Origin of the sequence: Aeribacillus sp. FSL K6-1305 (assembly GCF_038050115.1) — a bacterium.
Taxonomy (GTDB): domain Bacteria; phylum Bacillota; class Bacilli; order Bacillales; family Aeribacillaceae; genus Aeribacillus; species Aeribacillus composti.
This window is the reverse complement of record NZ_JBBOQV010000002.1, coordinates 1,419,328-1,443,261: the sequence shown is the minus strand read 5'-3', so window position 1 is coordinate 1,443,261 and position 23,934 is coordinate 1,419,328. Positions and strand designations below refer to the sequence as shown.

At 38.8% G+C, this 23,934-nt stretch carries 18 protein-coding genes and 1 pseudogene; 6 read left to right on the top strand and 13 right to left on the bottom strand.

The features are described from left to right. Positions 1–13 precede the first annotated feature (13 nt). From NST97_RS16715 to NST97_RS16700, 4 genes and pseudogenes are all read right to left on the bottom strand, one after another. The gene (locus tag NST97_RS16715; protein WP_340732991.1) at positions 14–226 is read right to left on the bottom strand and encodes an ABC transporter permease subunit; all 213 of its coding nucleotides are present in this window, start codon (positions 224–226) and stop codon (positions 14–16) included. Positions 227–278: 52 nt separating this feature from the next. Beyond that, positions 279–950, bottom strand: a complete 672-nt coding sequence (locus NST97_RS16710; protein WP_341343571.1) for an amino acid ABC transporter permease — start codon at positions 948–950, stop codon at positions 279–281. 86 nt (positions 951–1,036) lie between these two features. Continuing rightward, a complete protein-coding gene (locus NST97_RS16705) occupies positions 1,037–1,891 on the bottom strand; it encodes an amino acid ABC transporter substrate-binding protein (protein WP_063389181.1) in 855 nt (284 codons plus the stop codon). 63 nt (positions 1,892–1,954) lie between these two features. Then, positions 1,955–2,671, bottom strand: a pseudogene (locus tag NST97_RS16700) (amino acid ABC transporter ATP-binding protein). 193 nt (positions 2,672–2,864) lie between these two features. Here NST97_RS16700 and NST97_RS16695 point away from each other — a divergent pair. Continuing rightward, positions 2,865–4,028: an acyl-CoA dehydrogenase family protein gene (locus NST97_RS16695; RefSeq protein WP_341343495.1), complete on the top strand. Its 1,164-nt coding sequence runs from the start codon at positions 2,865–2,867 to the stop codon at positions 4,026–4,028. Positions 4,029–4,461: 433 nt separating this feature from the next. On the opposite strand, the gene uvrA is transcribed toward NST97_RS16695, so the two are convergent. The 6 genes from uvrA to NST97_RS16665 all read right to left on the bottom strand — a co-directional run bounded on the left by uvrA (position 4,462) and on the right by NST97_RS16665 (position 13,936). Next, a complete protein-coding gene (gene uvrA / locus NST97_RS16690; RefSeq protein WP_341343494.1) occupies positions 4,462–7,338 on the bottom strand; it encodes an excinuclease ABC subunit UvrA in 2,877 nt (958 codons plus the stop codon). Between the two features lie 6 nt (positions 7,339–7,344). After that, positions 7,345–9,327, bottom strand: a complete 1,983-nt coding sequence (uvrB, locus tag NST97_RS16685) for an excinuclease ABC subunit UvrB (protein WP_340789727.1) — start codon at positions 9,325–9,327, stop codon at positions 7,345–7,347. Positions 9,328–9,452: 125 nt separating this feature from the next. After that, entirely contained in the window at positions 9,453–9,683 is a 231-nt protein-coding gene (locus NST97_RS16680; protein ID WP_341343493.1) for a CsbA family protein, read from the bottom strand. A gap of 360 nt (positions 9,684–10,043) precedes the next feature. After that, positions 10,044–10,337: a hypothetical protein gene (locus NST97_RS16675; RefSeq protein WP_341343492.1), complete on the bottom strand. Its 294-nt coding sequence runs from the start codon at positions 10,335–10,337 to the stop codon at positions 10,044–10,046. A gap of 486 nt (positions 10,338–10,823) precedes the next feature. Then, positions 10,824–11,711 carry an ROK family protein gene (locus NST97_RS16670; protein ID WP_340807118.1) on the bottom strand — a complete coding sequence of 296 codons (888 nt, stop codon included), beginning with the start codon at positions 11,709–11,711 and terminating at the stop codon, positions 10,824–10,826. Between the two features lie 146 nt (positions 11,712–11,857). Continuing rightward, positions 11,858–13,936 (bottom strand): heavy metal translocating P-type ATPase, encoded by a 2,079-nt coding sequence (locus tag NST97_RS16665; RefSeq protein WP_340807120.1) that lies wholly within the window; start codon positions 13,934–13,936, stop codon positions 11,858–11,860. A 214-nt stretch (positions 13,937–14,150) separates the two neighbouring features. Between NST97_RS16665 and NST97_RS16660 the strand changes: the two genes are divergently transcribed. The 5 genes from NST97_RS16660 (at position 14,151) to NST97_RS16640 (ending at position 18,613) form a co-directional block, all read left to right on the top strand. Next, complete coding sequence (locus NST97_RS16660) at positions 14,151–14,471, top strand: PadR family transcriptional regulator (protein ID WP_063389188.1); 321 nt, start codon at positions 14,151–14,153, stop codon at positions 14,469–14,471. Between the two features lies 1 nt (position 14,472). Further along, on the top strand, positions 14,473–15,645 hold the full coding sequence (gene chrA / locus NST97_RS16655; protein ID WP_341343491.1) for a chromate efflux transporter: 1,173 nt from the start codon (positions 14,473–14,475) through the stop codon (positions 15,643–15,645). A gap of 662 nt (positions 15,646–16,307) precedes the next feature. Further along, positions 16,308–16,616 (top strand): ArsR/SmtB family transcription factor, encoded by a 309-nt coding sequence (locus NST97_RS16650; protein ID WP_341343490.1) that lies wholly within the window; start codon positions 16,308–16,310, stop codon positions 16,614–16,616. A 14-nt stretch (positions 16,617–16,630) separates the two neighbouring features. Then, the gene (locus tag NST97_RS16645) at positions 16,631–17,545 is read left to right on the top strand and encodes a cation diffusion facilitator family transporter (RefSeq protein ID WP_341343489.1); all 915 of its coding nucleotides are present in this window, start codon (positions 16,631–16,633) and stop codon (positions 17,543–17,545) included. A 21-nt stretch (positions 17,546–17,566) separates the two neighbouring features. Beyond that, positions 17,567–18,613: a flavin-containing monooxygenase gene (locus NST97_RS16640; RefSeq protein WP_339194348.1), complete on the top strand. Its 1,047-nt coding sequence runs from the start codon at positions 17,567–17,569 to the stop codon at positions 18,611–18,613. Between the two features lie 315 nt (positions 18,614–18,928). Here the strand turns inward: NST97_RS16640 and NST97_RS16635 are convergent, their stop codons facing one another. The 3 genes from NST97_RS16635 to NST97_RS16625 all read right to left on the bottom strand — a co-directional run bounded on the left by NST97_RS16635 (position 18,929) and on the right by NST97_RS16625 (position 23,904). Continuing rightward, positions 18,929–20,119: a PDZ domain-containing protein gene (locus NST97_RS16635; protein WP_341343488.1), complete on the bottom strand. Its 1,191-nt coding sequence runs from the start codon at positions 20,117–20,119 to the stop codon at positions 18,929–18,931. Positions 20,120–20,672: 553 nt separating this feature from the next. Further along, complete coding sequence (locus tag NST97_RS16630; RefSeq protein WP_066249831.1) at positions 20,673–22,118, bottom strand: S41 family peptidase; 1,446 nt, start codon at positions 22,116–22,118, stop codon at positions 20,673–20,675. 499 nt (positions 22,119–22,617) lie between these two features. Continuing rightward, positions 22,618–23,904, bottom strand: coding sequence for a murein hydrolase activator EnvC family protein (locus NST97_RS16625; RefSeq protein ID WP_340880965.1), 1,287 nt, complete (start codon positions 23,902–23,904; stop codon positions 22,618–22,620). Positions 23,905–23,934: the final 30 nt, after the last annotated feature.

Sequence of the window (23,934 nt, the reverse complement as noted above, 5' to 3'; positions counted from 1 at the left end):
AAAAAACATACAATTAAACAACTAATGGTGTTCCCCGAATAAAAGAAATATAAACGATGGACAATTGATTTAGTACAGGAACTTTATATATTCTGCAAAGAGCAATAAGCAACCCGAATACGAGACCAAGCACCATCGCAACAATGGCAATCGTTAGTGTCACTGGCACACCTTTTAACACTTCAGGAACTTGCTCTAAAGCAAATTTAAAATCAATAGTTGCCACGAGTTATAACGATTCTTAGCAAAAATTACTTAGATAAACTAACTCGACCTTTCTAGAACACTTTTTCAGCATAGCCGATAATACCTTCAATGAGGATACAAGTACTCCAATATACAAGAGAGATCACAACATAAATCTCAAACATTCCCATACCATGATTATTTCCTAATATAATTCGAACTTGCCCCATAATATCAATAATACCGATCGAAAAGGCAAGTGATGTATCTTTTAACAATTCAATAATGTTATTTCCTAAATTAGGCAATGAAATGACAAAAGCTTGAGGCAAAATAATTCTCCTTAGAGCTTGTGTATACGTCATGCCAACGCTGTATGCTGCTTCTAATTGCTCCGTGCCGACAGCTAAGTAAGCTGAACGGATAACTTCTGATAAATAAGCTGCTGTATGAAATGAGAATGTAATAATAACAAAAACAAGTCTGTTCCAACTATTAATATCAATATTAAAAACTAGCAATAATTGAGGCAGTCCGAAATAGACAAGAAACAGCTGAACTAATAACGGAGTACAACGTGTGAATGACAAGTAAAATGTTGCAATTCCATAAAGGATAGGCGGTTTTTGGATTCGAATAATCGCGATAATAACACCTAAAATTAAAGCGAAAAATAAAGATGTGACCAGCATGAACAATGTTAGAGGGAGCTTATCTAACACTTTCAAAAATAAATCTGCCCAATCTTGTAAACTCGTGTTAATTTTGCTCACCACCTTCATTAAGAAATATATACGAATTTAAATATACCGTATTGAATGATTAAATAATCATTCAATACGGTTTTTGATTATTTCTCGTATTGGAATCCTTCTTTTTTAATATAGTCAAGGTCTTTGAAAAAGTCTACACCAAACCATTTCTCAGCAAGTTTCGGAAGCGTACCGTCTTCAATTAATTCAGCAGTTGCTTTGTCAATTTTCTCAGCTAGTTCTTTATGTTTTTTGTTATAAACAATATAAACCGGCTCTTTCGAAACGATACCACCTATTTTCAAATCCAATTTCAGCTCTTTTTGAAGAGCATCAAATGTAGTTTTGTTCAAAAAAACAGCATCTGCTTTTCCTTCAGCAACACGTTTTAAGTTATCTGCTGCTGACGGATTTTCCATACTTTCAATCTCGATCGGATTATCTGGATTCTTTTCGTTGTACCCGTTTAAAATAGCACGAAGTCCACCGCTTGGCGCCATTGGAGCGAGTTTTTTATCCACCATATCATCTAACGATTTAATATCATTTCGATCTGATTTCGTCACTAATACAGTTAAAGAGTATCCATACTCATGTTCTGGATAAAGGAATTTCTGTTCTCTTTCCGGATTTTTGAAAAACCAGTTAATCGCAAAATCGAATTTTCCTGTGTCAACCCCGATTAAATTCGATTCTTCTTCTCCAAACGTATACTCAAACTTGTATTCTGGCAATTTCTTTTCAATTTCCGCTAAATAATCCATATCATAACCGATAGGTTTATTTTGATCATCCGTATATAAAAATGGTGGATTTACTTCATCACTTAATGCCACTTTAATCACTTTTTTGCCGTCATCAGTTTCTTTACTTTCACTGTTCGAACAACCAGCGATGACGAAAATAGATAAAATGAATAAAAAGAATTTTGTCCAAATACGTTTACGATTCATGCAGTAATTTTCCCCCCATGTAAATTTTAAAATAGTATATTCAGGCTCTATTAGAAGCCTTTTTTAAAATTGTTTTGTTCGCTCATGCTTTGGATGAACTAATATTTCTTCAGGCGGTCCCTGTTCAATAATGGCGCCGTCTGCCATGAACACAGCACGATTCACTACTTCTCTTGCAAAGTGAATCTCATGAGTTACGATCACCATTGTTTTGCCTTCATCAGCAATTTTTTTAATAATCGACAAAACCTCTCCAACCATCTCAGGATCGAGCGCGGAAGTAGGTTCATCAAATAAAATGACGGAAGGGTTTAAAGCAAGTGCTCGCGCTATACCAACACGCTGCTGTTGACCGCCGGACAGCTGGCCAAGATAGTCATTCATTTTCTCTTTCAGGTCAACTTTTTTAAGTAAATCAATGCCAATTTTACGCGCTTTGGCAGCTTTCATTTTCTTTGCAACGATAAGACCTTCCATTACGTTTTCCAGCACCGTCTTATTTTTTAAATAAATTATTATGCTGAAAAACCATTGCGGTCTTTCGTCTTAGCGTTAAAATGACTTTTTTTGACGCATGTTTTCCTTCCACGGAAAACACATCAATAGTAATAGTACCCCCGTCAGGTCTTTCTAAATCATTCATACATCGAAGAAGGGTGATTCTCCCAGATCCGCTTGAATCGATAATAACTAGGACATCCCCTTTGTTTACTTCTACATCAATTCCTTTAAGAATTGAATTTTTTTAAAGCTTTTTTGAATGTCCTTTAATTCGATTATACGAATCACCTCTCTTTATTATCAAAAATATCAAAACATTGGGTTAATTGAATAATCTAAACTATAACACAACTATTCCTAGTTGTAAAGTATGAATTAAATTGTTATAATGGAAAATGTTCGTAAATTTAATAGTTCATTGAACCTATTAAAATATTAATCTGAACAGAGTTTGCTTAAGGAAGTGTGGAACGTGTCAAAAAAATTATTTGTGAAAACGGATGCGCAAAGATTGTGGATCGAAAAGCTGTTAAAGCATGAAGAGTTGTTTAAAAGTCATTCTAGGGAAAGCGATGAAAAGACAAAGTTTCCAAAAGAAAATATCCAAGCGCTTGTCAATATGGGGTATACGAAGCTCTCGCTGCCAAAAGAATACGGAGGCGGCGGCATTGGTGTTACAGATCTAGTTCTATTCCAAGAAACCATTGCTAGCTTTGATGGTGCTACAGGCCTAGCCATCGGTTGGCATCTGGGCGTCGTTGGGGAGTTGTATGAGAAAAAACTTTGGAGGGAAGAAAAGCTTGCCTCTTTTGCAAAAGAAATTTTAAACGGCGCTTTGGTGAACAGAGCAGTTAGTGAAGCAAAAACAGGCAGTCCAACCCGCGGCGGGCGCCCTGAAACGGAAGCAGTGAAAAGAGATGGCAAGTGGATTATTTCGGGCAGAAAGACATATACTACTATGTCACCTGTGCTGACACATTTTCTTGTATCTGCATGGGTTGAAGAAAAGGAAGGAATTGGATTTTTCTTAATTGAACGAGAAGCGAAGGGTTTATCAATTGAAAAAAATTGGGACGTTATCGCCATGAGAGGAACAGAAAGTCACGATCTTGTGTTAGATAACGTTGAAGTAGCAGAAGAAAATTTTGTAGAGCTAAACCATGGACCGAGAGGAAATACAATAAATGGTTGGATTCTGCATATTCCGGCTTGTTATTTAGGTATTGCACAGGCGGCGCGTGATTATGCAGTGAAATTTGCGACAGAATATTCTCCAAATAGTATAAGCGGAACCATTAGCCAATTGCCAAATGTACAAAATTTAATTGGTCAGATTGACTTAGAATTAATGAAAGCTAGACATTTCTTGTATAGCGTAGCGGAAATTTATGATGATGAAGCACGCCGTCCATACATTACAAACGAGCTTAGTGTTGCGAAGCATATTGTAACGAACTCAGCCATCAACATTGTCGATAAAGCGATGAGACTAGTTGGAGCAAAAAGCCTTCAACTGTCAAATCCGCTGCAGCGGTATTATCGTGATGTGAGAGCAGGGCTTCACAATCCGCCAATGGATGATATGACGATTTCTAAATTGGCTCAAACAGCTATTCAAGAAATGGAAAATAAATAATTTATATATGCCTCTTTTCATAGGGACTGATTTTAAAAAAGCTGATTCAAGGCCGTCAAATATGGTTTTTTGGGTCAGCTTTTTTATGAATTAGCAATGCATCAAAGATATTCAATACATTCGGTAATTGTAGACATCGTGAGCACAATAACTAAGACGCCGGAAAATCCGATTCATTGAGTCTTCAAAATGATGAATTTGAATGAATGAAAGGAGAAACATCAGTTTATAAAAAAAGAGCCCTTTGTCACACAAAGGGCTCAAGCTCTGTTTTATGCGAAATGTTCATATATCAAAGAAAATCAGTATTTCCTCGATTTTTCGCTGAAAGGGCTAGTAAAAATCTACAACTCATCTCCTGAAAACCGATGGAGTAAAACCATCCGTTTCAGGAACATTCTTCGTCATTTAAAAGAGACTGGCAACAGCCTATTTAACTGTTTGCCGCTGCCTCTTTTTTCAAAATGAAATTTTTCATTCTCTCCCGATCCCGATCCAAAATCGGTTTTAAATATTTTCCTGTATAAGACTGTTTCGCTTCTGCCACTTCTTCAGGGGTACCCGTTGCAATGATTGTTCCTCCGCCGTCCCCGCCTTCTGGTCCAAGGTCGATGATATAGTCAGCTGATTTAATCACATCTAAGTTATGCTCAATTACAAGAACTGTATCTCCGTTTTCAACAAGCCGATGCAAAACCTTCAAGAGCCTAGCAATATCGTCAACATGCAGCCCTGTTGTCGGTTCATCTAAAATATACAGCGATCTTCCAGTAGATCTGCGATGCAGCTCTGAAGCAAGCTTTATCCGTTGTGCTTCCCCACCGGACATTGTCGTAGCCGGCTGACCAAGTTTCATATAACCAAGTCCTACATCGTAAATGGTTTGCAGCTTCCGTTTGATTTTTGGAATATTTTCAAAGAACTGGAGTGCGTCTTCCACAGTCATTTCTAAAATATCCGCAATATTTTTTCCTTTATATGTGACTTCAAGAGTTTCCCGGTTATATCTTTTTCCGTGGCATACTTCACACGGAACATATACATCTGGAAGAAAATGCATTTCAATTTTAATGATTCCATCGCCTCGGCATGCTTCACAGCGGCCGCCCTTCACATTAAAACTGAAGCGTCCTTTTTTATAGCCTCTTACTTTCGCTTCATTCGTTGCTGCAAACACATCACGAATATCGTCAAATACGCCGGTATACGTAGCTGGATTTGAACGCGGCGTTCTTCCAATCGGAGATTGGTCAATGCTGATGACCTTATCGAGATGTTCAATCCCTTTCATTTCTTTATAGGCACCGGGTTTTGTTTTACTGTTATTCAGCTTTTGCGCCAAGCCTTTTTGTAATATTTCATTGACTAACGTACTTTTCCCCGAACCAGATACACCTGTTACTGCCAAAAATACACCTAACGGAAATTTGACATTTACATTTTTTAAATTGTTCTCGCTTGCTCCTTTTATTTCAATATACCGACCATCCGGTTTTCTTCTTTCGACCGGCAATGGAATGAACTTTTTCCCTGACAAATATTGTCCTGTAAGCGAACGGTCATCATTCATCACTTCTTTTGGTGTACCAGCAGCTACAACTTGACCGCCGTGCACGCCAGCTCCCGGCCCAATATCGATCAAATAATCAGCTGCAAGCATCGTATCTTCATCATGTTCAACTACAATCAACGTATTGCCGATATCCCGCATATTTTGGAGAGCACGGATCAGCCTGTCATTGTCCCGTTGATGCAAACCGATAGACGGCTCGTCCAATATATAAAGTACTCCTGTCAGTCTTGATCCGATTTGCGTGGCAAGACGGATTCTTTGCGCTTCTCCACCAGAGAGCGTACCGGCTGATCTGCTTAATGTTAAATAATCAAGACCTACCTCAATTAAAAAATTCAGCCGTTCTTTTATTTCTCTTAAAATCAAATTGGCAATTTTCATTTCTTTTTCTGTCAATGCCAATTGGTCAAAAAACTGATAGGCTTCACGAATAGATAATTGAGTGACTTGTCCGATATGGCGTCCGTTAATAAGAACAGCCAGACTTTCCTTTTTCAGTCGATGCCCTTTGCATGTCGGACACGGCTGATTCGTCATATATTTTTCCATTTGTTCACGTATGAAATCAGATGTCGTTTCTTTATAGCGCCGTTCTATATTGTGGACCACACCTTCAAATTCTACATAGCCTTCCCGGATTTGTCCGAAATCGTTCTCATAACGAAAATAAATTTTTTCCCCGCCGCTTCCAAATAAAATTTTATCGAGCAGATGTTTCGGTATATCTTTAACTGGAATGTCCATATCAATACCGTAATGGTTGCAAACCGCTTGAAGAAGCTGCGAATAATATTGAGAGCTTGTCGGCTCCCACGGTGCAATTGCGTGTTCCTTTAATGTCGAGTTTTTATTTGGAATAACGAGATCCAAATCCACCTCTAGTTTTGAACCTAAGCCGTCACATGCATGACAAGCTCCGTACGGGCTGTTAAAGGAAAACATCCGCGGTTCAAGCTCTCCAATCGAAAATCCGCAAATCGGGCAGGCATGATGTTCACTGAAAAGCAGTTCTTCGCCATCGATGATGTCAATTATGACTTTTCCATCACCTAATTTTAAAGCTGTTTCAATCGAATCGGTCAACCGGCTTATAATCCCCTCTTTCACGATCAGCCGATCCACAACGACATCGATGGAATGTTTTTTATTTTTTTCAAGAGAAATATCATCGGTAAGCTCCATCATTTCTCCGTCAATCCGCACGCGGACAAACCCTTGCTTTTTTATTTCCTCCAATGTTTTCACATGCATTCCTTTTTTTCCAGCCACAACAGGCGCAAGAACCTGCAGTCTTGTCCGTTCCGGATATTCCATAATTCGGTCAACCATCTGTTCGATTGTTTGCGAAGAAATTTCTATCCCATGCACCGGACATGTCGGCCGCCCGACACGGGCAAAAAGAAGCCGTAGGTAGTCATAAATTTCTGTCACCGTTCCGACCGTTGAACGCGGATTTCTGCTTGTCGTTTTTTGATCAATCGAAATGGCCGGCGATAAGCCTTCGATCGCATCGACATCAGGTTTATCCATTTGTCCTAAAAATTGGCGGGCATAGGCAGATAAAGACTCCACATATCGCCGCTGTCCCTCTGCATAAATTGTATCAAATGCTAAAGAAGATTTGCCCGATCCCGATAAACCTGTTACAACGACAAGCTTGTCTCTTGGAATCGTGACATCAATGTTTTTTAAATTATGAGCGCGCGCACCTTTTACAACAATTTTATCCATTGCCATATCCAATCATCCTTCCGCTTTCAGCTCCAAAATTAGATCGCGCAATTCAGCAGCTCTTTCGAAATCTAATGCTTTTGCAGCTTCTTTCATTTCTTTTTCCATACGGGCTATCAGTTGTTCTCGATCTTTTTTCGACATTTTGTTCAGCTTCACAGCCTTTTCCGTTTTATATTCTGCTTCCTCTTCCGCTGCATATGTCGCCCTAATTACATCGCGAATATCTTTTTGAATCGTTTTTGGCGTAATGCCATGTTGACGGTTATATTCCTCTTGAATCGCACGACGCCGTTTTGTTTCGTTTATGGCGATTTCCATCGATTTTGTGATTGTATCAGCATACATAATGACATGCCCGTTTGCGTTCCGAGCCGCCCGTCCGATTGTTTGAATAAGAGAACGTTCCGAACGAAGAAATCCTTCTTTATCTGCATCCAAAATTGCAACGAGAGAGACCTCCGGAATATCAAGCCCTTCCCTGAGCAAATTGATCCCGACCAACACTTCATGTTTGCCAAGGCGCAGGTCGCGGATAATTTCAATGCGCTCGAGCGTTTTAATTTCGGAATGGAGATATGTCACCTTAATCCCGATTTCCCGCAAATAATCCGTTAAATCTTCCGCCATTTTTTTCGTTAATGTGGTCACAAGCACCCGCTCATTCCGTTTAACCCGCTTTTGAATTTCGCCGATTAAATCGTCTATTTGCCCTTCAACAGGTCGGACGTCAATGGTTGGATCTAAAAGTCCAGTCGGGCGGATAATCTGTTCAACAACAACCGGCGTATGCTCCAGCTCATACGGCCCAGGGGTGGCAGAAACATAAATGACATGTTTCATATGCTTTTCAAATTCCTCAAATTTTAACGGACGGTTGTCAAGTGCTGAAGGCAAACGGAATCCATGATCGACAAGCACTTGTTTTCTCGCCTGGTCGCCGTTGTACATCCCACGGATTTGCGGAATCGTCACATGCGACTCGTCAATGACGATCAAAAAATCATCTCCAAAATAATCTAAAAGCGTATAAGGAGTCGAACCGGGCGGTCTTAATGTAAGATGACGGGAGTAGTTTTCAATCCCGGAGCAAAAGCCCATCTCCCGCATCATTTCTAAATCATATCTTGTCCGTTGCTCGAGCCGTTGCGCTTCCAAAAGCTTTCCATTCTCCCGCAGTTCATGCAGCCGTTCCTCAAGCTCCTTTTCAATATTAGCAATGGCAATTTTCATTTTTTCTTCTCTTGTCACAAAGTGTGATGCCGGGAAAATCGCTACATGCTCCCGCTCTCCAATAATTTCGCCTGTCAGAGCATCAACTTCACGGATGCGGTCGATTTCATCTCCGAAAAATTCCACGCGGATACAATGTTCATCGCGCGAAGCAGGGAAAATTTCCACTACATCCCCGCGCACGCGAAAAGTTCCCCTGCGAAAATCTACATCATTTCTTTCATACTGCACATCCACTAAACGGCGCAGCAAGTCATTGCGCTCGATTTCCATTCCTGTGCGAAGACTAACGACCAGCTCACGATATTCTTCTGGCGAACCTAAACCATATATGCAAGAAACGCTTGCGATAATAATAACATCTTTCCGTTCAAACAATGCAGAGGTGGCCGAATGTCTTAATTTATCAATTTCATCATTAATGCTCGCATCTTTTTCAATATACGTATCTGTTTGCGGAACATACGCTTCCGGCTGATAATAGTCATAATAGCTGACAAAATATTCAACTGCATTGTTCGGGAAAAATTCTTTAAACTCGCTATACAGCTGTCCGGCAAGCGTTTTATTATGGGCAATGACCAGCGTCGGTTTGTTCACTTCTTTAATCACATTGGATATCGTAAACGTTTTGCCAGTTCCAGTTGCACCTAACAATGTCTGATGTTTTTTTCCTTGCCTGATTCCCTCCACCAGCTCTTTGATAGCTTTCGGCTGATCTCCTTGAGGCTGGTAATTTGAAACTAATTCAAACCGATCCATGGAACATCCTCCAATTCAGAAACTTATATTTTATTTTAACATATAATCAGGCTGAATCACCAAAAATACGAACTGACGTTTGATTTTCATAGACAATAAAAACCTGTCAATCGTGTTGAACAGGTTTAAGTAGATGTTTTCTTATCCTTTTTCATGCTTCTGGCAACGATAAAACCAGCTGCTAAGCTGGCTACATCCAAAATGGCGATATAAATAGTATCCATATGACCTGCAAAATAAGAGGCAATTAATAAACCAGCCGTCAACAATGTCCCAACGACATGACTATATGTAACTCTTGTGAAAAATAAGACAAGCAAAAAAGGGGCGAATGCGGCAAACACAAGCTTGATCATAAAAAAACCTCTTTTCGTCAACGGTTATACATTTATTATATTGAAGCCCTCAAAAAGCTTTCAAGCAAAACCACAAAAGAGAAGGGAAAAATAAGCCAATGCAAAGAATAAAAAATAATGCGATGTATAGCGGTCAGAAAACCTAGGATACAGGGGAAATAGTTGAAATCGATGAAGTCAAAATAAACGAATAGAAATAGCTTTATGATTATATTTAAATGCAATAATGAAGAATAGGCTAAAAAATTCGCCTTTATAAAAGCAACTTTTATACTATATTTACTTTTTTCTTACGGTCACCCCCTAAGCATATAAAAAAGCATCCAATAGCCGCCTTTTTTCACTATTGGATACTCTTTCTTAATCTTGAGATAGATAAAACAAATGATCTAAATTTACATATGAAATATCGTATTCAGAATTTACTGCATGTAATATTTTTTGATAATCTTCCACCTTAAGATCTAGTGGTAGATTTTCAAACAATTCTCCATTTACATGAAAATCCAGTATTAATGCACAAAAATCTTTACCATCAACTAAATCCATTGCAAACTCTCTAAAAATATCTGCATCTTCTTCATTTAACTGATCATCTGACAATACATAGATTTTTATTACATTTTGAAATTGTTGAATATCCTCTTCATTCATGTATTTATAAAGGTCTTCTTAATCCCCGATAATAAGATATCCCATAGACATACTGTTTTTAAATAATAAATAAATTTCTAAATCCCTAAGTCTAATTTGTCTTTTTTAAGATATATAATTTAATTGATTCTCCCTCTAAATGTAGAGATGTTTAATAATTGTTTAAAGATTAAAAAATATTTTTCAATATTCGTTTTGTTTCAGCATATACATTGCAATACTCCTGAACTCCACTTATCAAAAAATGAATGCTTCCAGCCACCTAAACTTAATCATCTCAGCTGTAACATAAAGAGCTGTTAGGTCACCGAGCAATATCTTGGATCAATTCTCTTTAGCATTAGTTTTAGCTTTATCTAATTCTTTTTGGTTCTTAACTGCATTCTTGAAAGTTTCCTTTTCTTGTACACATTTTTTGTATGCCTGATTTTATTTTATGGCTTGGGTTATCTGTAACGATTATTTGCCGATAAATGTTCTTGAGCTTTATTTTTGATTATTCTCCAAAAACGCCTCATATGCTAAACCGATTGCTCCGCAAAGTCCCGCATTATCCCCTAATCCGGGCGGAACAATATAATCTGCAATGTTTTCTAGCACCACTTCATGGCGAACATAACCGTTTAATAAAGCTTGAACATTTTGATGTATAAGGGGGAACAATTGCTTTTGTTTGGCGACTCCGCCGCCAATTATTATTTTTTTAGGCGATAAAACGAGTATAAGGTTGGCAATTCCTTGTGCAATATAGTACGCTTCCAAATCCCATACTTTCTCATTTTTTTCTAATTCTTGCCCCTTTTTTCCCCAGCGTTTTTCTATAGCAGGACCGGATGCCATTCCTTCCAAACAATCTTTGTGATACGGACAATTGCCGGCAAACGAATCTTCAGGATGGCGCCGAACAAGCATATGCCCCATTTCCGGATGGATTAGCCCGTGTACTAGATGTCCTTCAGAGATGGCACCGACTCCGATCCCGGTACCGATCGTCATATAAATGCAGCTATTCAGACCTTTCGCAGCCCCCCATTTCATTTCCCCGAGCGCTGCTGCATTGACGTCTGTATCAAAGCCAATTGGAATAGGGAATTCTTTTTTTATCGCTCCGACAAGATTTGTATTCGCCCACTGTAGCTTCGGAGTAGATGTTATGTATCCGAATGTTTCGCTTGTGCGATCTAAATCAATCGGACCGAATGAACCAATTCCAAGTGCTTTAATATCTTTATCCCGAAAAAATTTGACCACTTGTTCAAGCACTTCATCAGGCGTTGTCGTCGGAAAAGAAGTCCGCTCGATAATATTTCCGTTTTCATCTCCAATTCCGCAGACAAATTTTGTTCCGCCCGCTTCAATTGCACCTAAAAGCATTTCACAATTCCTCCCATGATTTTGTCCATAATGTTATGTCCAATTTTTCATTAGCGGCAGGTTGTCAAATTAATAAGATTATAATAAATGTCATATGTTTATGGAAGAGAAATATTAAAAAATGCAAGAAAAAAGGCGATCAGCCATTAGCTGAAAGCCTCATTTAGAAGTTTTTTATTTCGTTCCCATAAAATCGTTAAACTAATGAGGGTCACTAAAACAGTCGCCCCCATATCCGACAGAATGGCTATCCAAAGCGTAAGCCAGCCTGGAATCGTCAGCAGCAGTGCAGCGGCTTTTAAACCTAGAGCAATCCCGATGTTTAACTTGATGATTCTGTTCACTTTTTTGGCAGTTGAAATAGCATCAGGCAGCTTTCCTAAATGATCTTGCATTAAAACGATATCAGCCGTTTCAATTGCGCTGTCTGTTCCTTTTCCCATTGCAATGCCTAAATCAGCAGCTGCGAGCGCAGGCGCATCATTAATACCATCTCCGATCATTGCCGTTTTTCCTGAGAGAGACAGCTCTTTTACCTTTTCCACCTTTTCTTCCGGCAGAAGGTTTGCAAAATATTCACTTAAACCAACCTTTTTCGCCACTTTTTCAGCAGTTTTTTCGTGGTCTCCTGTCAACATGACAGTTCTCTTCACACCTGTTCGGTGAAGCATGCGGATCACCTGGCTGCTTTCCTGTCGAATTTCATCCGCTATACCGACCATACCGAGAACGTTTTTGTCATCTGAAACCAAAACGATTGTTAGTCCTTCCTGTTTAAAGGCCTTTATGTCTTCCTTTACATTTTCGCTGAGCGAAAGATGTTGAATCGTTTTTTCATTGCCGACACGGTATTCCTTCCCGTCTATCTCCGCTTTTATTCCCTCACCTGATGTTGCAACAACGGAGTGAGCCTCCAAAAGGGAAACGTTTAACTCATCTATTTTTTTCATAATGGCTTTAGCGATCGGATGAGTAGAGGATTTTTCAATTGATCCGATGATGCTCCAAAAAGAAGGATCATATTCTACAAACTTCTCTACATAGGGCTCCCCTTTTGTCAGTGTTCCTGTTTTATCAAAAGCTATTATTCCAATTTTCCCTAATTGCTCTAAATAAACCCCGCCTTTTACAAGAATGCCTTTGCGTGCATTTCTCGTGATTCCTGAAACGATAGCAATGGGAGAGGATAAAACTAATGCACATGGACAGCCGACAATTAACACTGCCAATCCTTGATATAAAGATGTTCTCCAATCAACTCCTAAGAAAAGCGGCGGAATAAAAATAACGACAAGAGAGATAAGCATGATCAAAGGAGTATAATATTTCGCAAACTTATTAATGAATTGCTCAGTCGGCGTTTTTGTTTCCTGCGCTTCTTCAACTAAATGCAAAATTTTCGCTAGAGACGATTCTTCGTAAGGCTTTGTTATCCGAACTTTCAAAATTCCTTCATTATTAATGCTTCCGCCAAACACTTCATCTTTTGCTTCCTTTTCAACAGGGAGAGATTCTCCAGTAATGGCCGCTTCATTAACTGAGCTTTTCCCTTCCACCACTATCCCATCCGATGGAATTTTTTCACCGGCTTTGACAAGAACAATATCCCCTGCCTTGATGTCATGAATGGAAACTTTCTTTTCCTGGCCATCTATAACAATCGTAGCTTCATTCGGCGCAACTTCTAAAAGCGATTCGATAGAACGACGGGCCTTTTCCATTCCCAAGCCCTCTAAATATTCGTTCACTCCAAATAAAATGGCAACAACAGCACCTTCCTTCCACTCTCCAATGCCAAAAGCTCCAATCAAAGCAATTGTCATAAGGGTGTCAATATTAAATTTCAATCGAACGAGGTTTTTGGCCCCTTTCAAAAATGTTTTATATCCGCTGATCACCGTAGCAATTATATACATTGTAACAGCGGCGGATGGTGATAATGTTTTTTCGAACACAACAGCAGCTATAAAAGCTAAAACCGAGAGCAAAACGAGCCACAATAAATAAGAATGTGTATCTTCATGTTTATTTTCTTCCTCAATATAGGCCCCATCCGATGCTAAAATTTTTTTGACTTTAGCAATATTAATTTCTTCATTGACATACAGTTTGCTAGATTGAAAATTTAATTTTGCATTTTCCCCATATTCAAGCTTTTGGATTTCCTCTTCCAGATTCTTTGCGCAATTTGCACAAGACAATCCCTTTACCCGATACTGAATCATTCTCTAATCCTCCAATGAAATAGAGTACACATTGCAGTATACAGTATATGTGTTTATATGAATAAGTGTTCATATTTTATATGTCCATTTTATGAAAAGACAATTCAATTGTCAAATATTTTCGTAAATATAATTTTGACATGTACATATGAATAACCTTACAATATTAATGTTATCGAAATTCGATATCGATTCTCAAAATGGGGGGGTAAAAATGGAAGATAAAGTGTTGCGCAAGCTTTTTCTCGGTTTTATACATATTCATATTTTACATCATGCAAGCGAACATCCTATATTCGGCTTGTGGATGCTTGAGGAACTGAAAAGTCATGGCTACAACATAAGTGCAGGGACTCTTTATCCGATTCTCCACGCAATGGAAAAGGACGGACTGTTAGAAAAAACAGAACAAAATGTAGAAGGAAAAATACGAAAATATTATACAACTACACAGAAAGGGAAAGCCGTTCTGAAAGAAGCCCGGACGAAAGCGTACGAGCTTTTTAAAGAAATACATAATGAAGGTGGGGGATAGCATGAAGGAATCAAAATGGAAAACGCTGTTCGAGATATTTGCCATTTCCACAAAGCTTGGATTGACCTCATTTGGGGGACCAATCGCCCATTTAGGATATTTTCATGAAGAATATATTCGGAGAAGAAAATGGTTGGATGAAAAGAGCTATGCAGATTTGGTTGCTTTATGCCATTTTTTACCCGGACCTGCCAGCAGCCAAGCCGGGATCGGCATCGGTCTCATGCGGGGAGGAATATTAGGCGGACTTTGCGCCTTTATCGGCTTTACGTTTCCGTCTGCAATCGCACTGATGATCTTTGCTCTTATTCTTAAAGAGTTACATATTGTTGATGCCGGCTGGATTCACGGCTTAAAGATTGTTGCTGCTGTTGTAGTCGCCCATGCTGTTATTGGAATGGCACAAAAACTTGCCCCTGACCGAGGGAGAAAAGCCATCGCATTAGGCGCGCTAGTCGTTACTTTATTATGGCAACATGCTTTTTCCCAAGTTGTCGTCATGTTGCTAGCAGCTTTTATTGGATTTTTATTATATAAAAAAGTAGAAGAAGACACCCAGACTTCGTTGCAGGTGCCGATTTCAACACGATTTGCCGCAAGCTGTTTATTGTTATTTTTCGGGCTTCTCCTTTTCCTTCCTTTATTAAAAGTGTGGACTTCTTCTTACTGGATCGGCTTGTTCGACAGCTTTTACCGCTCTGGATCTCTCGTATTTGGGGGAGGACATGTGGTGCTCCCGCTGCTTGAACAGGAATTTGTTCCAACAGGAATGTTAACAGAAAAAGAATTTTTGGCTGGTTACGGAGCAGCACAGGCAGTTCCTGGTCCTTTGTTTACATTTGCTTCTTATATTGGGACGGTCATGAATGGATGGGCTGGGGGATTCGTTGCAACTTGCGCCATCTTTCTTCCGGCAATTCTGCTCATTTTTGGTACATTACCGTTTTGGGGAAAGCTTCGAAGCAATTCAAAGATTAATGGTGCGTTAATGGGCATACAAGCTGCTGTCGTCGGAATTTTAATTGCCGCTTTTTATGATCCGATCTGGATAAGCTCCATTAATCGTCCGATTGATTTTGCTTTTGCTGCTATTTTATTCAGTATGCTCGCTTATTGGAAGATAGCTCCATGGATCATCGTCTTAACGGGCGCCATTGGCGGCTTGTTCTTGTAAAATTAGATCTGCTGACACAAAGATCCTTCAGGTTTCATTTGATATGATCCCTCTTATGTAGACCTGTCTACCATAAGAGGGATTCCTTTACGGCTAAACCGGACAAAGTATGCCCTTTTCCGACATTTTTTGATCTGGCAGAAGCTGCTATTCATGCCCGGCTTCACCCGTTCCTGTATGAAGGCTAGCCGACAGCGTGAATTAACCAAGTTAACGTTTAGGCAAGGCTGTTCAAGAACGAGAGGTTATCTTCTGCTAGTCAATAATTAAAATAAACATATTGAAATGCTCAATTTCCATGCTTGGCAGCTTCTCAAAAAGATAGATGAATCGACTTCTCAATGATTGCTCGCAAGTACCCTGAAATGTCTTTATACGATCAATTTAGAACATTCTCTCCAGCTGCAATCTACTTTGAGGCAATCATCTTTTAAAAACTGCTTCATTTATCTCATTGCTAATGTCACTTTTAAAGAGCTCTTAGATTTCTTAAGCCCGCTGAAAATGCCTCAGAACTAGTTGACCGTATTTCCAATCTGAAAGGTTCCCTCCTCATTATGTACTGTTAAACAGATTTCCTAAACTTGACAAAAAACAGAATGCAAAATACAATAAAATATGAACATATGCTCATATATAATAAAATAACGAGGGAATTATGAATGAAGACGGAAGATCATTCTTTCTTAAAACCTGAAACAATTGAACATATATCGCAAATATTTAAGTTGTTAGCCGATCCTACACGAATTAAAATTCTTTATTTGTTATCACAAGAAGAGTGCAGCGTAAATCATATTGCCGAAGTGTTGGAAATGTCTCAATCAGCAGTTTCCCATCAGCTTAGTATATTGCGAAATCTTAGACTTATTAAGTATCGCCGTGAAGGAAAAACACTGATTTACTCCTGTAATGACGAACACGTTTTTTCATTATTAAAACAAGCCATTGATCATTCTGAACATCAGTAAGGAGGCATTGGACCATGAACAGCCATCACCACTCTCACGACCATCATCACGACTTTAACAGGGAAAACAATAAAAAAGGACTTATATTTGCATTGCTCATTACTGTTGGAATTTTGCTGTTAGAGTTTTTCGGGGGGTTAATGACAAACAGTCTGGCCCTTCTTTCTGACTCTGGACATATGCTTAGTGACGCCAGTTCGCTTGCTCTTAGCTTAATTGCTATATGGTTTGCGGCCAAACCAGCCTCCCCAAATAAAACGTATGGCTTTTTTCGTTTTGAAATTTTAGCCGCTTTGTTTAATGGAGTTACCTTATTTGTTATCGCTGGATTTATCATTTGGGAAGCTGTTCAGCGTTTTTTCAATCCGCCGACTGTAGCAAGCGGCTCGATGATGTTGATTGCGTCTATTGGTCTTTTTGCTAATCTTTTAAGTGCCTGGGTGTTAATGAGAAAAGGTGATGTGAAACATAATGTCAATGTTCGCAGCGCTTATCTTCACGTTATCGGCGATGCATTAGGCTCTGTCGGAGCCATTGCTGCAGGATTCATCATGTGGCTCTTTGACTGGTATATAGCAGACCCTATTATTTCCATTTTAGTTGCTTTATTAATATTAAAAGGCGCTTGGGGAGTTTTGAAGCATAGCATACACATTTTGATGGAAGGAACGCCCGTTACCATTGATCAAAATGAAGTGAAGAAAGCCTTAAAAAGTATTGAAGGTGTGAAGGATGTTCACGACCTGCATATTTGGACGATTACATCAGGTTTAGATTCACTAAGCTGCCATATTTTAATTGAAGATCATCATGACAGTCAAAAGGTGTTACAAGCTGCCATTCACATGATTGAAGAAAAATTTAAGATTTTGCATACAACCATTCAAATTGAAACCTCTCAAATCCATCATGGAAAAATGAAAGTCTAGCTTTTTTCGGAGTTGATTGAAATGGAACAAAATGTTGATGTTCTTGTAATCGGTGCTGGCCAAGCAGGATTAGCGATGGGGTATTATCTAAAGCAACACGATATATTATTTGCCATTGTCGGCAAGGAAAATCGAATCGGAGATGTTTGGAGAAATCGTTACGATTCTTTAGTGCTTTTTACCCCTCGATCGTTTAGCTCCTTGCCAGGAATGGTCTTAAAGGGTGACCCGAACGGATATCCAACTAAGGATGAAATAGCCGATTATTTAGAGGATTATGCTCAAAAATTCGAATTGCCTATTCATCTGAATACAGAAGTCATTTCTCTTCAAAAAGAAAATGAGATTTTTAAAGTGACAACCAACCATAGGAGATATATGGCAAATAAAGTGGTTATAGCAACAGGGCCTTTTCAAAAGCCTTATCTTCCACCATTTGCCGAAAGCTTATACGATCAAGTGTATCAAGTGCATACATCCGCCTATTTGAATCCATCTCAATTGCAAGATGGCTCTGTTTTAGTAGTCGGTGCAGGAAATTCTGGAGCGCAAATTGCAGTTGAATTGTCCGAAGACAGAGAAGTTTATTTATCAGTAGGTCATAAAATGAGATTTCTTCCACTTGAAATTATGGGGAAAAGTATTTTCTGGTGGTTTCAAAAAATAGGTTTATTAGACGTCCATATCAATAGCCCGTTAGGCAGGTTGATCAGTAAACAAAGCGATCCTATTTTCGGTAGAGAGCTGAAACATTTACTACAAGAAGGCAAAATAAAAATGAAGCCTAAAACAGAGAGTGTTTCAGGAGATGTTATCTCTTTTGCAGATAACAGTCAAATTCAAGTTCAAAATGTCATTTGGGCAACCGGATTTTATTTTGATTACAGCTGGATACAAATTCCTAATGTTTTAGATCATAGAGGAAAGCCCGTTCACCAAAGAGGGGTTACTCCTGTGAAAGGATTGTACTTCTTAGGATTGCCTTGGCAATATCGGAGAGGCTCCGCTCTTATCGGAGGGGTGGGCGCCGATGCAGAGTACTTGATAAATGATATTTTAAACCATTGAAGGTGCTTGCAATGTTTAGCTAGAGTTTTTCTAGCCGCGGCTATTTTCATGATTAGACATATTTACTGAAAGGCTTCAAATATTATTGAACAATGTCAGTTCCTTTGTACAATAATTTCTCGAGCCTAATTCTGCTAGCTATAACATTTTTTGACGTAAAAAACACTTAGCCAATCATTGACTAAGTGGTTTGATGTGATAGAGAAAATATACCTTTATCGTTCCGGAAAAAAAATGAAACTCATTCCGAAGAATTATGGCCTATCCCTAAAAATTATGTCGCTATTCCGGTTGATTATGAACCATTCATACCGGTTAAGAGGCTTCTGACTTCCACTTCTCACCTTGCACAAAGAGCAAGCCGAGTTCATGATGCTCCCCTTCGTATAAGGCGCGTTGGACAAAACGGATTTCTTTGTTATGTCCTAGTACCTCCAACTTACAATGCGTCCTGCTTATCTGCAGTGCTTCGTAAAATTCGTACGTTGTTTTTACATTTTTTCCATTCACCTTTGTTATAACTTCTCCCGCTTTTATTCCCATTTTCTCTCCCGGGGATTGAGGAAGCGTGCCTAATACGACCAGTCCATAATCTTGTTTCGAGAAATAAAAAGCGGCCGAATTATCATTCATCCTTTGTTTTACAGTTATTAATCCCTTTCCTATCAATGCTAGAGCCGCGGCAACAAACGACAGAAATGGAGCCCACAACGAAGCAGCAGCAACAACAAGAGAAATAATTCCAAGAATCGAAATGCGCCGGCCTGTTACTTGAATGCTTTCCTTTGGCAAAGACCCTTGAATTCTTTGATAAAAACCGACAAAATACGGAATCATCACGAGCATAAATGGTTCACCATTTAAAGAAATAATTGGCCACCAAGAAAAAGGAGATTCCAATGAACCGCCTGGAACTAAAAGCATTAACGGAATCATCCATGTTCTGTTCGCTACATGATTCCCAATCGGCATTCCTCTCTTGCTTTTTATGATAAATGGGGATGTATGGTAATGTGCTGTTCGATAGATGAGAATCCCTTCACAAATAAGCAAAAAGCTCAAAAATAGCGACAAGACGCTGTAGTTTGTTTTATCAAGGCTCACAAAAAATTCATCGATCCAAGGAGATTGATCTGCCACTCCATTTAATAAAGCTGTTAAAAAAATCGTTCCGCCCAATGAGATACTTGATGACAAAAAACGCGGCTGAAAAGTTAAACTAACAGCCAGCAGCCAAATAGTCAATAAAACGAGTGTTCCGAATGGAATCCACAGTCCTAGAAGCATGAAAAGAACAGAAAGGATAAGGCCAGCGATAATTCCCTTCGTATAAGTAAAACGAATATCGTCAAACACATCATATACGCGCACATGAAAAGATTTTCGTTCTCTTCTAACCCGCCAATATCCATTTAAAAAGGAATAAATGAGAAAGAAATACAAAAGCGGATGCAAGAAAAAACGGCCTATGCTGAAAAGCAATTCTAAAAGCCATTGTCCAACCAAACGGCCCACCCCTTTTACGAATCATATGAGACTTTCCTCTATTTTATCAAATCTTTTAAAAAAGAAGCTAGAACGTCATATAAAAAACTGGAAATAGGCAAAAAGGCCGATTGACCAAATTCATGGAGCAGCGGCTTTTTTGGCTTCATACCGCTTTTTTCTAAAAAACTGAATGAATCAGACTTGCAGCAAATTGATCAAAAAATTGAGCAAGGAAACAGCCACTTAACAATGCCGCTCTGTCACTTCCCGATGATTTAAAAGAAAACGCAGCCATATTGTCATAAAGCTGCGTCCATCCTCTGTATAATTGTAAATTTCACTACGATATGAAAGCAGAAATTTTCTCAACTGAAAAGCCTGCACAAGGAAGCGAAATCTCATTTAGAGGCTGTCCATAAAGTGAAATCCCTATTGAAAACAAAAAATCATAAACATCGATATATCAACGTTTCTAAAACATTAAAGGGGGCGTCAATAAGCCGTAAAAACGACTTATTAGACAGCCCCTTAAACAAAATGCAAAATAAAAGCTGCCGTATTTTTCCAATACTTAAGAAGATCGTGCTAATAGTGAAATAGCAGTTTGCAGCTGCAAGTCATTTTGTTTTGAACGAGTTTCTTTTGTGATCAATTCATTCATTTTTATAGCTGTTTTTTGATCCACTTTCCCCGTCACGGATAAACCGTTCATTTTTTGAAACGCCTTTACAGCCAGCTCGGTTTCTAAACTGAAATAACCGTCTTTTCTCCCAGGATCATAACCTAATCCTGATAATAATATTTGTGCAATGCGAACTTGTTCATTATTCATCTCTTTTTTTAATGGCTGTAAAATATCGAGCGGTCCAGCTTTAAAATAATCCGGCTGCGATATTTTTACCGTTGGTTCCACACCTTTTTCATGAATCCAATTTCCTTTAGGAGTCAACCATTTGTATAACGTCAGCTTTATGTTGCTTCCATCATCCAGCGGTATTGTTTGCTGAACTGTTCCCTTTCCAAAGGATTTTTCGCCGACAATGGCATACCCTCCTGCTTCTTTCAACGCAGCTGCCAAAATTTCCGAAGCAGATGCGCTGCCGTTGTCAATTAAGACTGCAATAGGATAATGCTTCTTTTCTTTTAATGTTGAATAATACATCTCCCTTTTTCCGTCTCTCTTTTCTATTTGAATATATGGTGCATGATTAGGGACGAGCTGCTGCAAAATTTGCTCTACAGCCTGCAAATATCCCCCCGGATTGCCGCGAACATCGATGACTAGACCGTTAATTTTCTTTTTTTCTAACATTTTTAGCTTTTGTTTAAAGTCATCAGCTGTCCTTTCAGAAAATGAAGTAATATGCAAGACGCCTAACCGCTTGCCATTTTTATTGATTTCGGAGCTGAACACTGTTTCAATCGGAATCTCATCCCGCTTTACTTCAAAAAACAATAAATCTTTACTTCCAGGGCGGCGTATCGTAAGTTTGACGGTTGTTCCTTTTTCTCCTCTGATTTTCAGTACTGCATCATGAAGATCTGAACTGGAAACTGTTTTACCATCAATTTTCACAATTTCATCATTTGGCTTTAAGCCCGCTTTTTCCGCCGGCGAATTTTTAAATGGTGAAATAATGGTTATTTTGCCGTTGTTCATCCCGATTTCGGCACCGATTCCTTCAAATGAAGAATCAAGTGACTCTGTAAATTGTCTAACAGTTTCTTTATCCATATAGACTGAGTATGGATCGCCTAAAGAAGATAGCATCCCTTGAATGGCACCTTCTAGGAGACGTTTTTTGTCGACTGGATGGACATATTTTTCAGAAATTAATTCATACGTTTTTATAAATTTCTCCAATCCTGGAATGGTTTCATCTGCACTTTGCGCAGATGCAGCAATTGTTTTATTTTCCAGCGATTCATTATTTTCAGCATGACCGTGCACATCCAAAACGACGATGGAACTGGTCACTATCCAAAACACTGTAATCAATTTTATTATTTGTTTCATATGTTTTTGCCTTCCTTTCCAACAATCCGAATTATTTATAGCGTATGCAAAGCTTGTACAAATCATGTGCGGATTACAGGAAAAGGAAAAGCAATTCAAAAAAACTTAATATACCGCCCTTTGACAAGAATTTGACCGCTTCTAGCCAGGTTCCATCAAGAAAACAGAAAATCAGCCAACGGTCATCTTTGCTTTGAAAATGGGTAAGGTGTTTTGTTCTCATGAAACGCTTTCCTTTTCTTTTAGTCAAGCAAACTGCCTACACCGGCATAATCATACGAGAGGAGAAACTATATTTTTTGTAATTATCTATCACTACATGAAAAAGAATTATTGTGAAAATCAATCCATTGAAGCTTGATGTAATCTCCCGTTTCCTCTATTTTTTGCATCGATGAAACACGATCAGAAGAAAACTGTTTTGCAATTTATAAAAAAATAACAATGCACAACAAACTCTTCTTCCCTTAAGAGCTTATTGTGCATTGTTAATAAATTTTTATGGAAGAACGCTTAAAGGATTGATCGCGCTGGATTTGCCCCGCCATGTTCCGTTATGTACTTCAAAATGCAAGTGCTGTCCTGTTGATCTTCCTGTATTTCCCATATATCCAATAAACTGACCTTGGCTCACTTTTTGACCACTTGAAACGTTAATGCTTCTCAAATGCCCGTAAAGTGTAGTATACGTTTTACCGTTAATATTATGGATGATCATAATCACATTGCCGTAGCCGTTCATTTGTCCAGCATAACTAACCGTGCCGCCAGCAGAAGCGTAAACTGGAACCGTTCCCCGTTTCGCAATATCAATTCCTGCATGTAACTCGCCCCATCTCATACCCATTTTAGAGGTAAGAACACCTGAAGCCGGCCAGATAAATGATCCGCTTCCTGCAGCTGATGATACAGATGGTTCTGGTGAAGATCCGCCATCGCTTGAAGCAGCAGCTTTATCGCTTGATTTAGAAGCAGATTGTGAAGCTTGAGCCTGTCTAGCCTTTTCTTCTTCTAGTCTTTTTAAAAATTCTTGCTGCTGTTGTTCAATCATTTTTTGCTGCTTTTCCAGCATAGCATCTTGATGCACCAAATCTTCTAATTGATCCATTGCCTGGCCATGTTCCGCTTCCAATTGCGCCAACAATTTATCTTTTTCATCAATTTGCTTATCTAACTCTTGTTTCAATGAAGCCAATTCAGATAAAGCTTCTTCCAAAGAGGACAGCTGCTTGTTTAATTTCGCCTCCGCTTCCTCTTTCAGTTTCATATCTCTTTCATGCTCTTCAATAATTTTTTGATCCGCATCAACGATCGTTGTAACAGCGCTTATACGAGTTACAAAATCATTGAAGCTTTTCGCACCTAAGATAACGTCGAGATAGCTGATTGTACCTCCGGCTTCCTGCAAGGATTTTGCCCGTTCTTTTAACAGTTCATTCCGCTTTTCAATCCGTTTTTTTACTTCAGCAATTTGTTTTTTCAACTGTTCAATTTCAGTTTTAGTTTTCTTGATTTCATTCTCTTTCTCTTCGATTTTTTCACCAGTATCCAGCAATTTTTCATCTAACTTTTTAATCTCTTGATTAAGTTGATTTTGTTTTGTCTCTAATTCTTTTACTTCACTTTTCTTGCTCTCTATATTCGATTGAACATTGGACCGCTCATTTTGAATTCTTGCTTTTTTCTCCTCAAAGGATGACGCATAAGCGCTTTTGCTCAGCGGTACAAATACCCCGCTTGTCCCCAATATAGCTGTAAGACTTAATGTCACTATTCTCTTTTTCACAATCCGGTTCCTCCTCTTAATTCATGTTTT

Coding starts and splice junctions, on each gene's coding strand:
- NST97_RS16705 (WP_063389181.1), bottom strand. CDS start 1,891: ATGAATCGTAAACGTATTTGGACAAAATTCTTTTTATTCATTTTATCT.
- uvrA (WP_341343494.1), bottom strand. CDS start 7,338: ATGGCAATGGATAAAATTGTTGTAAAAGGTGCGCGCGCTCATAATTTA.
- uvrB (WP_340789727.1), bottom strand. CDS start 9,327: ATGGATCGGTTTGAATTAGTTTCAAATTACCAGCCTCAAGGAGATCAG.
- NST97_RS16680 (WP_341343493.1), bottom strand. CDS start 9,683: ATGATCAAGCTTGTGTTTGCCGCATTCGCCCCTTTTTTGCTTGTCTTA.
- NST97_RS16675 (WP_341343492.1), bottom strand. CDS start 10,337: ATGAATGAAGAGGATATTCAACAATTTCAAAATGTAATAAAAATCTAT.
- NST97_RS16670 (WP_340807118.1), bottom strand. CDS start 11,711: ATGCTTTTAGGTGCAATTGAAGCGGGCGGAACAAAATTTGTCTGCGGA.
- NST97_RS16665 (WP_340807120.1), bottom strand. CDS start 13,936: ATGATTCAGTATCGGGTAAAGGGATTGTCTTGTGCAAATTGCGCAAAG.
- NST97_RS16660 (WP_063389188.1), top strand. CDS start 14,151: ATGGAAGATAAAGTGTTGCGCAAGCTTTTTCTCGGTTTTATACATATT.
- chrA (WP_341343491.1), top strand. CDS start 14,473: ATGAAGGAATCAAAATGGAAAACGCTGTTCGAGATATTTGCCATTTCC.
- NST97_RS16650 (WP_341343490.1), top strand. CDS start 16,308: ATGAAGACGGAAGATCATTCTTTCTTAAAACCTGAAACAATTGAACAT.
- NST97_RS16645 (WP_341343489.1), top strand. CDS start 16,631: ATGAACAGCCATCACCACTCTCACGACCATCATCACGACTTTAACAGG.
- NST97_RS16640 (WP_339194348.1), top strand. CDS start 17,567: ATGGAACAAAATGTTGATGTTCTTGTAATCGGTGCTGGCCAAGCAGGA.
- NST97_RS16630 (WP_066249831.1), bottom strand. CDS start 22,118: ATGAAACAAATAATAAAATTGATTACAGTGTTTTGGATAGTGACCAGT.